This window comes from Streptomyces sp. NBC_01439 (assembly GCF_036227605.1).
Lineage (GTDB): Bacteria > Actinomycetota > Actinomycetes > Streptomycetales > Streptomycetaceae > Streptomyces.
This window is the reverse complement of the sequence record NZ_CP109487.1, coordinates 5,777,626-5,790,939: the sequence shown is the minus strand read 5'-3', so window position 1 is coordinate 5,790,939 and position 13,314 is coordinate 5,777,626. Positions and strand designations below refer to the sequence as shown.

Genomic DNA, 13,314 nt, shown 5'->3' with positions numbered 1-13,314 from the left:
CGGCGTCAGTCGTCGAAGCCCTGGGCCGCCCGCTCCTCGCGCAGCGCCATGATCGCCTGGCGGCGGGCGAGCCGGTGGGTGCGGCGGATCTGGGCCTCCTGGTAGCGCCGCTCGTCCTGCTCCGTCTCCGGGAGGACGGGCGGGACCTCGCGGGGCTTGCCGTCGGCGTCGACCGCGGCGAAGACGAGGTAGGCGGTGCCGACCTGGGTGGCGGGGGTGGACTCGTTCCACCGCTCCGCGAGGACGCGTACGCCGATCTCCATGGAGGAGCGGCCGGTCCAGTTGCACTGGGCCTTCACGTGGACGAGGTCGCCCACGCGCACGGGTGCGAGGAAGGCCATCTCGTCCATGGAGGCGGTGACCGCCGGGCCGCCGGAGTGGCGGCCGGCCACGGCGCCCGCCGCGTCGTCCACCAGCTTCATGATCACACCACCGTGCACCGTGCCGAGGAGGTTGGTGTCGTTGGCGGTCATGATGTGGCTGAGGGTCGTCCGGGAGGCTGCGGTGGGCTTCCCGGGCAGCTCGCCCGGTATCTGTGTCATACGGACACCTTAGGGGTGTCTTGTCGGTCGGGCCGGATCGGGGAGCGGGTGCCCGGTGCGTGCGCGGCGGGTGTCGCGGGCCCGGCCCGACCGACGCGTCACCGTCGAGATGGCCCGTGGAGGCATCAGCTCTGCAACAGCAGCGGAACGGAATGCGGACCGGGCTGTCGGAGCACGCACCCGGGCAGGCATTCTTGGGCGCATGAATGACTGGCCAGAAGGTCGTGACGACGCGTACGGGCGCGGCAGCGCGCAGCCGCAGCCCGAGGGCGTGCAGCGGATGCGGCACATCCAGCGGCAGCCGCAGCCGCAGCAGCCTCCTCGGCCCGCGCAGCCCCCGCGCCCGCAACGCCCGGCGGGCCCGCCGCCCGCGTACGGCGTACCCCCGCAGCAGGCGGGCGGCCACGACACGTACGGCGGTTACGACAGCGGCTACAACACCGGCCAGGTCTACGGGGCTCCGCAGGGCGGTGCTCCGGGCGGTCCGGGAGGCCCCGGCGGGCCGTCCGGGCCCGGCCGCCCCGGGCGGGCGCCCGGTCCCGCGCCGGACTGGCGCAAGCGGATCAAGGTCGGCTCGATCGTGCTGGTCTCCGCGCTCCTGGTGACCTCCGTCGCCACCTACTTCTGGGCCGACTCCAAGGTGCGCCGCGAGGTGGACCTCTCCAAGGTCATCGAGCGCCCGAAGGAGGGCGACTGCACGACGTACCTGATCGTGGGCTCCGACAGCCGCGAGGGGATGTCCGACGAGGAGAAGAAGAAGCTCCACACGGGCTCGGCCGAGGGCAAGCGGACCGACTCGATGATGATCCTGGCGAAGTGCTCCAGCGGGAACACCATGATCTCGCTGCCGCGCGACTCTGACGTGGAGATCCCCTCCTTCGTCGGCTCCCAGTCCGGCAAGACGTTCCCCGCGCAGGGGCGGCGGGTCAAGCTCAACGCCGCGTACGCGGAGGACGGCCCCGAGCTGCTCGTGCGGACGGTGGAACACAACACGGGCCTGCGCATCGACCACTACGCGGAGATCGGCTTCGCCGGCTTCGCGAACATCGTGGACGCGCTGGGCGGCGTGGAGCTGAACATCGAGGAGGGCTTCAAGGACGAGAAGTCGGGCGCCGACTTCAAGGCCGGCAAGCAGACCCTGAACGGCGAGCAGTCCCTGGCCTTCGTACGGACCCGGTACGCCTTCGCCGAGTCCGACCTCCAGCGGACGAAGAACCAGCAGAAGTTCTTGTCGGCGCTGGCCAGCCAGGCCGCGACGCCGTCGACGATCCTCAACCCGTTCGCGCTCTACCCGATGCTGGGCGCGGGCCTGGACACCCTCATCGTGGACAAGGACATGGGCCTGTACGACATGGGCCAGATGTTCTTCGCGATGAAGGGCGTCAACGGCGGTGACGGCGTGTCGATGAACATGCCGATCTCCGGCCAGCGCGGCGGCAACCTCGTCTGGGACAAGGCGAAGGTGCAGCAGTTGGTGAAGCAGATCCAGAACGACGAGAAGGTCACCGTCCGCGGCAACTGACGCCGGCGGCCTCCCCGCCTCCCCGGGCCTGGATTCAGGCGTCCGGGGAGAAGCGGACGGCGGCGGCGGGCAACTGCGCGTCGCACCACACGCGGGCGCCGGCGCGCAGTTCGTTGTCGGCCCCCACGGTGGCGCCGTCGCCGATGACGACGGCGTCGAGGACGGTCCGCGCGCCGACCGCGGCGCGGGCGCCGATCAGGCTGGCGTTCACCTGGGCGTCCGGGCCGATGACGGCGCCGTCGAGGACGATGGAGCCCTGGACGACCGCTCCGGCCCCGATCCGGGCGCCCGCGCCCACGACGGTGCCCCCGGACAGCTTGGCCCCGGCGGCCACCTCGGCGCCGGGCAGGACCAGGGACTCGCCGCGGCGTCCGGGGACGGCCGGGGAGGAGACCACGCCGCGTACGAGGTCGGCGGAGGCCTGGATGATCGACTCGGGCTTGCCGAGGTCCATCCAGTAGGTGTTCTCGGTGACGCCGTGCAGCTTGGCCCCGGCGGCGAGCAGGCCGGGGAAGGTCTCGCGCTCGACGGAGACCGGGCGGCCGGCCGGGATGGCGTCGATCACGCTGCGGCGGAAGACGTAGCAGCCGGCGTTGATCTGGTCGGTGATGATCTCCTCGGGGGTCTGCGGCTTCTCGGTGAAGGCCAGTACCCGCCCCTCGGAGTCGGTGGGGACCAGGCCGAAGGCGCGCGGGTCCTCGACCCGGACCAGATGCAGGGAGACGTCGGCGTCGGCCGCCTCGTGCGACTCGACCAGCCCGGCGATGTCCAGGCCGGTGAGGATGTCGCCGTTGAAGACGAGGACGGAGGAGTCCGGGCCGCCGGTCAGGCGCTCTCCGGCGTTGCGGATGGCGCCGCCGGTACCGAGGGGCTCGTCCTCGACCACGTATTCGAGGCTGAGGCCGAAGTCGGATCCGTCGCCGAAGTAGGGCTCGAAGACCTCGGCGAGGTAGCAGGTGGCCATCACGATGTGCGTGACACCGGCGGCGGCGGCCCTGGCTATCTGGTGGGCGAGGAACGGGACGCCGGCCGTGGGGACCATCGGCTTGGGCGTGTTCACCGTCACGGGGCGCAGGCGCGTCCCTTGTCCGCCGACCAGCAGGATCGCTTCCGTCATTGCGTTCTCCCCAACCGATTCCGGCGTACGAAGGTCCAAATTTAGCCCATGCGGGTACCCCCCACGGGCGGTGCGTGCGTCAGCCTGCGCCGCAGGCCGGGGCCTCAGGCGGCGAACGGGTTCGCGTGGCCCGGCAACTGCTGCCCCGGGCGCAGGAACCGCTGCCTGCCCTGCTCGTCGCGCACCGCGAAGAACCCGGCTTCCCTCAGGCGCCGGGCCAGCTTCGCCCGGTGGATCTGACCCGCCTTCAGCGCCACGGTCAGGAACACCACGAGGCTCGCGCCGGTGGCCACCGCCTCGACCAGCGGGCCGGTGGCGAGCTGGAGCGCGGTCACGAGCACGCAGCCGAGGTAGCACAGCACCATCTGGCCCCGGCTGGTGACGAAGCGGGCCGCGAGGTCGAAGGCGATGAGGTCCTTCAGCACGGCCACGGCGCCGGCCGCTTCGGGTACGGGCTTCAGCGACCCGGGCTCCAGCCCCGGCGCCGTCCCGCCGATCCCCGCCCGCGGATGGGCGGTCAGCGTGGCCGCCTCGCGGGAGCGCGCCTCGGGGCTCGGGTCCCGGTACATCCGCAGGAGGATCTGCGCGTCCTTGTACCCGGTCGCGTGTGCCGAGCCGTACACGTAGCCGTACTGCTCCGCCACGTGCGCGAGGGCAGCCGCCTTCGGGCGGGAGCCCTGCGGGCCGATCTCGATGACGTCCTGCTGACGGGCGATCTGCCGGAGCATCCCCGATATCTGACGTTCTGCGGACATCCCGTTCCCCCCTGAGCCCCGCGCCCGGGGGCCGACCGGCGCACAGCCTAGGGTGCGGCGCCGGCCGTCTCGCACGTGGCCCCCGGCCGCACGCCGGGAGCCACGTGTTTCCGCGGGGTCGGGCCCCTACGGCAGGTTGCGGGCCATCACGATCCGCTGGACCTGATTCGTTCCTTCATAAATCTGCGTGATCTTGGCATCGCGCATCATGCGCTCCACCGGGTAGTCGCGGGTGTAGCCGTAGCCGCCGAGGAGCTGGACGGCGTCCGTGGTGACCTCCATGGCCACGTCGGAGGCGAAGCACTTGGCCGCGGCGCCGAAGAAGGTCAGGTCCTCCTTGTCACCGCCGGCGGAGACGCGCTCGGACTTGGCGGCGGCCGAGTAGGTCAGCTGGCGGGCGGCCTCGATCTTCATGGCCATGTCCGCGAGCATGAACTGCACGCCCTGGAAGTCGCCGATCGGCTTGCCGAACTGCTTGCGCTCCTGGACGTAGCCCTTGGCGTAGTCCAGTGCGCCCTGGGCGATGCCGAGCGCCTGGGCCGCGATGGTGATGCGGGTGTGGTCCAGCGTCTTCATCGCGGTGGCGAAGCCGGTGCCCTCGGCGCCGATCATGCGGTCGGCCGGGATCCGGACGTTGTCGAGGTAGACCTCGCGCGTCGGGGAGCCCTTGATGCCGAGCTTCTTCTCCGGGGCGCCGAAGGACACGCCCTCGTCGCCCTTCTCCACGACGAAGGCGCTGATGCCCTTGGAGCGCTTCTCGGGGTCGGTGACGGCCATGACCGTGTAGTACTCGGAGACGCCCGCGTTGGTGATCCAGCGCTTCACGCCGTTGAGCACCCAGAAGTCCCCGTCGCGCACGGCGCGGGTCTTCATGCCGGCGGCGTCGGAGCCCGCGTCCGGCTCGGAGAGCGCGTACGAGAACATCGCGTCGCCCTTGGCCAGCGGGCCGAGGTACTTGGCCTTGAGCTCCTCGGAGCCGGAGAGGATCACCGGGAGCGAGCCGAGCTTGTTCACGGCCGGGATGAGGGAGGAGGAGGCGCAGACGCGGGCCACTTCCTCGATCACGATCACGGTGGCGAGGGCGTCGGCACCCGCGCCGCCGTAGGTCTCGGGCACGTGGACGGCGTGCAGGTCGCTGGAGACCAGGGCGTCCAGGGCCTCCTGCGGGAAGCGGGATTCCTCGTCGACCGCGGCGGCGAACGGCAGGATCTTCGCCTCGGCGAGCGAGCGGACCGACTCGCGGAGCATGTCGTGCTCCTCGGCCGGGCGGTACAGGTCGAAGTCGGCAGAACCCGCCAAGATCTCTCACTCCCCAGGGTGATGCGTGATGCTAACTACCGTTAAGTAACCCAAGCCTAGTGGTCCGGTCACGGATGGCGATATGCACGGACCACGTGAGATGGGTGACAGCGGCGGTCTCCTGGGGAACGTCCCCGCTGGTGGGCCCGACTATGCTCAGTGGCCGCAAACGGCCCCGCACCTCTGGAGCACCCATGGCCCCGCTCAAGATCACTGTGATCGGCACCGGATACCTCGGTGCGACCCACGCCGCCGCGATGGCGGAACTGGGATTCGAGGTGCTGGGGCTGGACGTGGTGCCCGAGAAGATCGAGATGCTGGCCTCGGGTCGGGTCCCGATGTACGAGCCCGGGCTGGAGGAACTGCTGGCCAAGCACGTGGCCGGGCTGCCGGGCTCGACCGGCCGGCTGCGCTTCACCACCTCCTACGAGGAGGTCGGCGCCTTCGGCGACGTCCACTTCGTCTGCGTGAACACCCCGCAGAAGCACGGCGAGTACGCCTGCGACATGTCCTACGTGGACTCCGCGATGGCCTCGCTGGCCCCGCACCTGACGCGGCCGGTCCTGGTGGTCGGCAAGTCCACGGTGCCGGTGGGTTCGGCGGAGCGGCTCGCGGTGAAGCTCGCGGAGCTGGCCCCGGCGGGCGCGGACGTGGAGCTGGCCTGGAACCCGGAGTTCCTGCGGGAGGGCTTCGCGGTGGACGACACCCTGCACCCCGACCGGATCGTGATCGGCGTCCAGGGCGACCGCGCCGAAAAGGTGCTGCGGGAGGTGTACGAGACGCCGATGTCGGAGGGGACCCCGCTGGTGGTCACCGACTTCCCGACCTCTGAGCTGGTGAAGACCGCCGCGAACTCCTTCCTCGCCACGAAGATCTCCTTCATCAACGCGATGGCCGAGGTGTGCGAGGCCGGCGGCGGTGACGTGGTCAAGCTGGCCGAGGCGATCGGCTACGACGAGCGGATCGGCGCGAAGTTCCTGCGCGCCGGGATCGGCTTCGGCGGCGGCTGCCTGCCCAAGGACATCCGGGCCTTCATGGCGCGCGCCGGCGAGCTGGGCGCCGACCAGGCGCTGACCTTCCTGCGCGAGGTCGACTCCATCAACATGCGGCGCCGCGGGCACATGGTCGAACTGGCCCGGGAGGCCGTGGGCGGTTCGTTCCTCGGCAAGCGGGTCGCCGTGCTGGGAGCCACCTTCAAGCCGGACTCCGACGACGTACGGGACTCCCCCGCGCTGAACGTGGCCGGGCAGATCCACCTCCAGGGCGGCCAGGTCACCGTCTACGACCCCAAGGGCATGGACAACGCCCGCCGCGTCTTCCCGACCCTCGGCTACGCGGACTCCGCGCTGGAGGCGGCCCGGGGCGCGGAGGTCGTCCTGCACCTCACCGAGTGGCGCGAGTTCCGTGACCTCGACCCGGCGGAGCTGGCCGGTGTGGTGACCGACCGCCTCGTCCTGGACGGCCGCAACGCGCTGGACCCGGTGCGGTGGCGGGCCGCGGGCTGGACCTACCGGGCGATGGGCCGCCCGCGGGCCTGACCCCTGCGGGGTTGCTCAGCAAAGGGGAAAGGACCCGGGGCTCCGCCCCGGACCCCGCGCCTCAATCGCCGGCGGGGCTGGTTCTGGCGGGGCTGAGCTAGCGGCGGTGGCCGGCGGCGCGGGAGGTGAACTCCGCGTCGCGCAGGACGCGCTGGGCGTTGCCCCAGGTCAACAGGGCCACCTCGGACTCCGGCCAGCCGCGCTCCAGGAGCTCCGCGATGAGCCGCGGATAGCCCGAGGGGTCGGTGAGGCCCGTCGGGCGGGGGTGGCCCGGTCCGGTGCCGAAGGTGGCGCCGAGTCCGACGCCGTGCGGGCCCGCGATGGCCCGTACGTGGTCCAGGTGGTCCGCCACCGCGTGCAGGGAGTCCCCGGTGCGCACGGTGTCGAAGGTGACCATCGCCAGGCCGTTCGCCTCCCGCACCGCGGCCAGGACCTCGTCGGTCACGTTGCCCGGATGCGGGTTCAGCGAGGCCGCCCCCGTGTTCGAGATGATCACCGGCGCCTTCGAGGCCCCCGCGACCCGGCGGGCGACCGCCGGTGCGCAGCCCGTGAGGTCCAGCAGGATCCCCAGCCGGTTCGCCTCGCGGACCACCTCGTGGCCGAAGGCCGTCAGTTCCTCCTGCGCCCAGGGCGCTCCCGAGGGCGCGAGGATCCGTACGCCCAGCGCGTGGAAGGCGCGCAGTACGCCCAGCGAGCCGGTCAGCGTGCGGCCGGGCACCGGGCCCAGGAACGAGGCGATGCGGCCCCGATTGCGGGCGTCCGCCAGGTCGTCGGCGCCGAGGGCCAGGCAGAGGCTGTTCGGGTAGCGGCGCATCAGGGTCAGCGCCGTGTCGATCTGGTCCAGCGTGTCGGAGAGCACCTGGTCACCGGGGGCGTCCTCGTGCGCCCGCCCCGACGGCACGAGCAGGGACCAGAACTGGGCCCCCACTCCCCCGGCGCGTAGCCGCGGGATGTCGGTGTCAACGCCCGCGTCCGAGGTTTCGATGTCGTGGTACGGGCTCTGGTGCAGGGTCCGGACCAGGGTGTTGCACCCGTCGACCACGGGATGGACGGCCAGGAGTGCGACGGCCCGGTCGAGGGCGCCCGCCGCCACCGCCGCCGCGGGTGCGGGGAGGTCTTCGGCTCCGATGCCCACGGAGTGGGGTTCGTCCTGCAGGTCGGCCATGGCGTTCGCTCCGGTGTCGGCGGCAGCGGGGAAGGGGCGCTGTCACCGTGACACGCAGGACGGCCGGGCCGCCCGGCGGACGCAGCGTTCGAGTGAACCCGCAGGTCACACCCTGTCACCGCGTCCGCCGGGCACCGCGTCCGCTATCGGATCACCGCGTTCGACGGGCCCCGGGAGGCCGACAGGTCGCGGGCCACCGACTCCGCGTCGCGCAGCACCCGTACCGCGTTGGTCCAGGTCAGCTTCGCCAGGTCGACCTTGGACCAGCCGCGCGTGAGCAGTTCGGCGACGAGGTTGGGGTAGCCCGCCACGTCGTCCAGGCCGGACGGGGTGAAGGCCGTGCCGTCGTAGTCCCCGCCGATGCCGATGTGGTCGATGCCGGCCACCTCGCGCATGTGGTCCAGGTGGTCGGCCACCGTCGCGGCCGTGGCCACCGGGCGCGGGCGCCCCTCCTCGAAGGCCCGGTGCAGGGCCATCGCCTCGGGGGTGGTGTCCAGGTGGTGGAAACCGTGCGCGCGCAGGTTCTCGTCCGCGGCCAGGGTCCACTCGACGGCCGCCGGGAGGATGAACTTCGGCACGAAGGTGGCCATCGCCACCCCGCCGTTGCCCGGCAGCGTCGCCAGCACGTCGTCGGGGATGTTGCGCGGGTGGTCGCAGACCGCTCGCGCCGAGGAGTGCGAGAACACCACCGGTGCGGCCGAGACCTCGATCGCGTCCCGCATCGTCGTCGCCGCGACGTGCGAGAGGTCCACCAGCATGCCCACGCGGTTCATCTCGCGGACGACCTCGCGGCCGAAGTCGGTCAGGCCGCCGTGCCGGGGCTCGTCGGTCGCCGAGTCCGCCCAGTCGATGTTGTCGTTGTGGGTGAGCGTCATGTACCGCACGCCCAGCTGGTGCAGGGCGCGGAGGGTGGCCAGCGAGTTGTTGATGGAGTGGCCGCCCTCGGCGCCCATCAGCGAGGCGATCTTGCCGTCGGCGCGGGCCGCTTCCATGTCGTCCGCCGTCAGCGCCCGCACGAGGTCGCCGGGATAGCGGTCGATCAGCTGGGCGACGACGTCGATCTGCTCCAGGGTGGCGCTGACCGCCTCGTCACCGGCGTAGTCGGAGCGCACGTAGACGGACCAGAACTGCGCGCCGACCCCGCCGGCGCGCAGCCGGGGGATGTCGGTGTGCAGGTGGGCGGACTGGTCGCCCGCGATGTCCCGTCGCGCCAGGTCGTAACGCACCTGCTCGCGCAGCGCCCAGGGCAGGTCGTTGTGGCCGTCCACGACGGGGTGTTCGGCCAGCAGCTCGCGCGCCTCGTCCAGACGCTGCGCCGCGCTCACTTTCCGAACCCGAAGGACTCCGCGTTCGCGACCTTCGTGCGCAGCCGCTTGCCCTTTTCGGTGGCCTGGTCGTTGAGCTCCTGCTGGAAGTCGCGCATCCGGACCAGCAGCTCCGGGTCGTGGGCGGCCAGCATCCGTACGGCCAGCAGGCCCGCGTTGCGCGCCCCGGCGACCGAGACGGTGGCGACGGGAACCCCGGCGGGCATCTGGACGATCGACAGCAGCGAGTCCATGCCGTCGAGGTACTTCAGCGGCACCGGCACGCCGATGACCGGCAGCGGGGTGACCGAGGCGAGCATGCCGGGCAGGTGGGCGGCGCCGCCCGCGCCCGCGATGATCGCCTTTAGGCCGCGGTCGGCGGCCCGCTCCCCGTACTCGACCATCTCGCGCGGCATCCGGTGCGCGGAGACGACGTCGACCTCGTAGGGGATCTCGAACTCGTCGAGGGCCTGGGCGGCCGCCTCCATGACGGGCCAGTCCGAGTCGGAGCCCATGACGATGCCGATGACGGGGGCTGCGGTGGTGCTCATGCGGTGACCGTTCCTCTGAGGTAATCGGCAGCGTGGCGTGCGCGCTCCAGCACATCGTCCAGATCGTCGCCGTAGGTGTTGACGTGGCCGACCTTGCGACCGTGTTTCACGTCCTTGCCGTACATGTGGATCTTGAGCTGGGGGTCGTGGGCCATGCAGTGCAGGTACGCCGCGTACATGTCGGGGTAGTCCCCGCCCAGTACGTTCGCCATGACCGTCCACGGGGCGCGGGGGCGCGGGTCGCCCAGCGGAAGGTCCAGGACCGCGCGCACGTGGTTGGCGAACTGGGAGGTCACGGCCCCGTCCTGGGTCCAGTGACCGCTGTTGTGCGGACGCATCGCCAGTTCGTTGACCAGGATCCGGCCGTCGGTGGTCTCGAACAGCTCCACGGCCAGGTGGCCGGTCACGTCGAGTTCCTTGGCGATGCGCAGGGCGAGGGCCTGGGCCTCGCCCGCGAGGGCCTCCGAGAGGTTCGGGGCCGGGGCGATCACCGTGTCGCAGACCCCGTCCACCTGGCGGGACTCGACGACGGGGTAGGCCACCGCCTGGCCGTGCGGGGAGCGGACGATGTTGGCCGCGAGCTCGCGGACGAAATCGACCTTCTCCTCGGCGAGGACCGGGACGCCCGCCTTGAAGGGGGCCGCCGCGTCCTCGGGGGTGCGGACGAACCACACCCCCTTGCCGTCGTACCCGCCCCGCACGGTCTTGAGGATGACGGGGAACCCGCCCACCTCTTCCGCGAAGGCGGCCGCGTCGTCCGGATCGCTCACGATCCGGTGGCGGGGGCTGGGCGCGCCGATCTCGTCGAGCTTGGCGCGCATCACCCCCTTGTCCTGGGCGTGCACCAAAGCGTCGGGCCCCGGGCGGACGGGGATGCCGTCCGCTTCCAGGGCCCGAAGGTGCTCCGTGGGTACATGCTCGTGGTCGAAGGTGATCACGTCACAGCCGCGCGCGAAGGCGCGCAACGTCTCCAGGTCGCGATAGTCGCCGATGACGACATCGCTCACGACCTGGGCCGCCGAGTCCTGCGGGGTGTCACTGAGGAGCTTGAATCTGATGCCGAGGGGGATGCCCGCCTCGTGGGTCATGCGGGCGAGCTGGCCGCCGCCGACCATACCGACTACCGGGAACGTCACTCCTCCAGGGTATCCGTCGGTATTCGGCCATCGGGACCCGCATGGGCACGGCTCCGGCCCGAGCTGCCCGTGTGCCGTGCGTCGCAGGGTGCCGGAAGGCACAGACGTAGCGCAGGGGGGACACTTAGCATGGGCGGGTTGACGGAGAACACCGGACGCCCCGTAAGCGGGCGGTGACCGACAGGACTGACCTACTGATGAGCACGCCTGGCGGATCTGTCGTCGAACGTGTACGCGGCCTCGTACGAGAGGTGGCCAAGTTCGGGGCGGTCGGCGGTCTGGGTGTCCTGGTCAACCTGGGCGTCTTCAACCTGATCCGCAACACCACCGACCTGCAGGTGGTGCGCGCGAGCGTGATAGCCACCGTCGTGGCCATCGCCACGAACTACGTCGGCTTCCGCTACTTCGCCTACCGGGACCGCGCCAAGAGCGGTCGTACCCGCGAGCTGTCCCTGTTCGCCGCGTTCAGCGGCATCGGCCTGGTCATCGAGAGCGGTGTGCTCTACACCGCCACCTACGGGTTCGGCTGGGACGGCCCGCTCGCCAGCAACGTGTTCAAGTTCATCGGCATCGGGACCGCCACCGTGTTCCGCTTCTGGTCGTACCGGACGTGGGTCTTCAAGGCCCTGCCCGCGCCGGTGGAACAGGCCGAGCCGATGCCGGAGCCGGCGCCCCTGCCGAAGCCGGACCGCAGGCCGGAGCCGATGCCCGAGCCGGAGCCCGCGAACAACTAGAGCATCGCGGCCCTGGGCCCTAGTAGGGCTTGGTCAGGTTGGGGCTGGTGTTGCGTGTCCTAAGGGCTCGGTGAGTCGTTCAAGACGTGTGACGCCGGAGGAAATTGCAGCTGTACGTGGCGAGTTGGAGGACTTCGCGGCGGAGGTTTTCGAGCCGTTCGCGCGTAAGGATCAGCGTCGGTGGGGGCGGGTTTACCTGCGGGGCCTGCTCACGGACGGGCAGCGCAAGTCGGTCGAGCCGATGGCCGCCCGGCTGGGCGAGGACGGGAACCGTCAGGCCCTGGCCCACTTCATCACCACCAGCCCGTGGGACCCCGCGCATGTGCGGGCCCGGCTGGCCTGGAGCATGGAGAAGGCGATCCGGCCCACCGTGCTGATCTTCGATGACACCGGCTTCCTCAAGGACGGCAATGCCTCGGCGTGTGTCTCGCGGCAGTACACCGGCACTGCGGGCAAGGTCACCAACTGCCAGGTGGGCGTCTCCCTGCACCTGGCCTCGGACCACGCCTCGGTGGCGGTCAACTGGCGGCTGTTCCAGCCCGAGGCCTGGGACCCCGCCTCGCCGAAGGCGGACCCGGCCAAGGTCGCCCGCCGCACCGCCTGCGGCATTCCCGACGACACCGGGCATGTGGAGAAATGGCAGCTGGCCCTGGACATGCTGGATGAGACCCGCTCGTGGGGCATCGAGGTGCCGCTGGCCGTCGCGGACGCCGGATACGGAGACGCGGCGGCATTCCGGCACGGCCTGCAGGCCCGCGGCCTCAACTACATGGTGGGGATCTCCACCACCCTCTCGGCCCAGCCCGGCGAAGCCGTGCCGGTGACCGAGCCCTACTCCGGGAACGGACGGCCACCCGTGGCGAAGTACCCGGACAAGCCGCAGTCGGTGAAACAGCTGGTCATCGCGGCCGGCCGGAAGACGGCGAAGCCAGTGCAATGGCGTGAGGGCTCCCGGCCCGGCACCGGCCGCAGCGGCTTCAAGCGGATGTACTCGCGGTTCGTGGCCTTGCGGATCCGGCCTGCCGGTCGCGAGGTCCGCCACACGGTCGAGGGCCCGGAACTGCCCGCATGCTGGCTGCTGGCCGAGTGGCCGGCCGACCAGGGCGAACCCGTTCAGTTCTGGCTCTCCGACCTGCCCGCCGACACCCCGCTGACCACCCTGGTCCGCCTGGCCAAGCTCCGCTGGCGCATCGAGCACGACTACCGCGAGATGAAACAGGCCCTGGGACTTGCCCACTTCGAGGGACGCACCTGGAACGGATGGCACCACCACGTCACCCTCGTATCCGTCGCCCACGCCTTCTGCACCCTGCAACGACTGGCCAGAGCCCCAAAAGACATGGCGCCGGCCTGAGCCTCTACCAAGTCGTCCGCGAGCTACAAACCCTCCTCGCGACATGGACCGGCGCATGCCCCACCTGCCACCGCGGCATACCCACACCAACCCCAACCTGACCAAGCCCTACTAGGTCCTGTCGTCAAAGTAGCGCCGGTCAGGCCCGCGGCGTCCGGTGCCGTGCATCGCAAGGCGGAGGGGCGCCCGAGTACTGGACGTACTTGGGTGCCCCGACAACGCGGCGAGGTGCGGTGCCGGGCGTCGCGGGCCCGGGGGCACCTCCCAGCGGTAGCTGGGGGAGGGACTTTGACGACA

The 13,314-nt window shown here is 71.2% G+C and carries 12 protein-coding genes; 4 read left to right on the top strand and 8 right to left on the bottom strand.

Annotated features, from left to right (window positions below; translation table 11 throughout):
• Window positions 1–5: 5 nt before the first annotated feature.
• Complete coding sequence (locus OG207_RS26170; RefSeq protein ID WP_030014427.1) at window positions 6–542, bottom strand: acyl-CoA thioesterase; 537 nt, start codon at window positions 540–542, stop codon at window positions 6–8.
• A 202-nt stretch (window positions 543–744) separates the two neighbouring features.
• Between OG207_RS26170 and OG207_RS26165 the strand changes: the two genes are divergently transcribed.
• Entirely contained in the window at window positions 745–2,064 is a 1,320-nt protein-coding gene (locus tag OG207_RS26165; RefSeq protein WP_329101394.1) for an LCP family protein, read from the top strand.
• 34 nt (window positions 2,065–2,098) lie between these two features.
• Here OG207_RS26165 and OG207_RS26160 read toward each other — a convergent pair whose 3' ends face one another.
• From OG207_RS26160 to OG207_RS26150, 3 genes are all read right to left on the bottom strand, one after another.
• Window positions 2,099–3,181 (bottom strand): NDP-sugar synthase, encoded by a 1,083-nt coding sequence (locus OG207_RS26160; RefSeq protein WP_329101392.1) that lies wholly within the window; start codon window positions 3,179–3,181, stop codon window positions 2,099–2,101.
• A gap of 104 nt (window positions 3,182–3,285) precedes the next feature.
• Window positions 3,286–3,936, bottom strand: coding sequence for a hypothetical protein (locus OG207_RS26155; protein WP_329101390.1), 651 nt, complete (start codon window positions 3,934–3,936; stop codon window positions 3,286–3,288).
• A gap of 126 nt (window positions 3,937–4,062) precedes the next feature.
• The gene (locus OG207_RS26150; protein WP_329101387.1) at window positions 4,063–5,235 is read right to left on the bottom strand and encodes an acyl-CoA dehydrogenase; all 1,173 of its coding nucleotides are present in this window, start codon (window positions 5,233–5,235) and stop codon (window positions 4,063–4,065) included.
• A 194-nt stretch (window positions 5,236–5,429) separates the two neighbouring features.
• Here OG207_RS26150 and OG207_RS26145 point away from each other — a divergent pair, with 194 nt between their 5' ends.
• Window positions 5,430–6,773: a UDP-glucose dehydrogenase family protein gene (locus OG207_RS26145; protein ID WP_329101384.1), complete on the top strand. Its 1,344-nt coding sequence runs from the start codon at window positions 5,430–5,432 to the stop codon at window positions 6,771–6,773.
• 97 nt (window positions 6,774–6,870) lie between these two features.
• Here OG207_RS26145 and OG207_RS26140 read toward each other — a convergent pair whose 3' ends face one another.
• The 4 genes from OG207_RS26140 to OG207_RS26125 form a co-directional block, all read right to left on the bottom strand.
• Window positions 6,871–7,938 carry a membrane dipeptidase gene (locus OG207_RS26140; RefSeq protein WP_329101382.1) on the bottom strand — a complete coding sequence of 356 codons (1,068 nt, stop codon included), beginning with the start codon at window positions 7,936–7,938 and terminating at the stop codon, window positions 6,871–6,873.
• Window positions 7,939–8,081: 143 nt separating this feature from the next.
• Entirely contained in the window at window positions 8,082–9,263 is a 1,182-nt protein-coding gene (locus OG207_RS26135; protein ID WP_329101381.1) for a dipeptidase, read from the bottom strand.
• Window positions 9,260–9,793, bottom strand: a complete 534-nt coding sequence (gene purE, locus OG207_RS26130; RefSeq protein ID WP_266595787.1) for a 5-(carboxyamino)imidazole ribonucleotide mutase — start codon at window positions 9,791–9,793, stop codon at window positions 9,260–9,262. Before purE ends, OG207_RS26135 begins: the two co-directional genes overlap by 4 nt.
• Window positions 9,790–10,929: a 5-(carboxyamino)imidazole ribonucleotide synthase gene (locus tag OG207_RS26125; RefSeq protein WP_329101379.1), complete on the bottom strand. Its 1,140-nt coding sequence runs from the start codon at window positions 10,927–10,929 to the stop codon at window positions 9,790–9,792. The genes purE and OG207_RS26125 overlap by 4 nt, the downstream gene beginning before the upstream one ends.
• 197 nt (window positions 10,930–11,126) lie before the next feature.
• Here OG207_RS26125 and OG207_RS26120 point away from each other — a divergent pair, with 197 nt between their 5' ends.
• Together OG207_RS26120 and OG207_RS26115 are read left to right on the top strand one after the other, a co-directional pair.
• Window positions 11,127–11,663, top strand: a complete 537-nt coding sequence (locus tag OG207_RS26120) for a GtrA family protein (protein ID WP_329101377.1) — start codon at window positions 11,127–11,129, stop codon at window positions 11,661–11,663.
• Window positions 11,664–11,751: 88 nt separating this feature from the next.
• The gene (locus OG207_RS26115; RefSeq protein WP_329095407.1) at window positions 11,752–13,017 is read left to right on the top strand and encodes an IS701 family transposase; all 1,266 of its coding nucleotides are present in this window, start codon (window positions 11,752–11,754) and stop codon (window positions 13,015–13,017) included.
• The last annotated feature ends 297 nt before the right edge of the window (window positions 13,018–13,314 follow it).

What these genes read in the sequence shown, in the direction of transcription:
- OG207_RS26170 (WP_030014427.1), bottom strand. Translation starts at nt 542, where the DNA reads ATGACACAGATACCGGGCGAGCTGCCCGGGAAGCCCACCGCAGCCTCC.
- OG207_RS26165 (WP_329101394.1), top strand. Translation starts at nt 745, where the DNA reads ATGAATGACTGGCCAGAAGGTCGTGACGACGCGTACGGGCGCGGCAGC.
- OG207_RS26160 (WP_329101392.1), bottom strand. Translation starts at nt 3,181, where the DNA reads ATGACGGAAGCGATCCTGCTGGTCGGCGGACAAGGGACGCGCCTGCGC.
- OG207_RS26155 (WP_329101390.1), bottom strand. Translation starts at nt 3,936, where the DNA reads ATGTCCGCAGAACGTCAGATATCGGGGATGCTCCGGCAGATCGCCCGT.
- OG207_RS26145 (WP_329101384.1), top strand. Translation starts at nt 5,430, where the DNA reads ATGGCCCCGCTCAAGATCACTGTGATCGGCACCGGATACCTCGGTGCG.
- OG207_RS26140 (WP_329101382.1), bottom strand. Translation starts at nt 7,938, where the DNA reads ATGGCCGACCTGCAGGACGAACCCCACTCCGTGGGCATCGGAGCCGAA.
- purE (WP_266595787.1), bottom strand. Translation starts at nt 9,793, where the DNA reads ATGAGCACCACCGCAGCCCCCGTCATCGGCATCGTCATGGGCTCCGAC.
- OG207_RS26120 (WP_329101377.1), top strand. Translation starts at nt 11,127, where the DNA reads ATGAGCACGCCTGGCGGATCTGTCGTCGAACGTGTACGCGGCCTCGTA.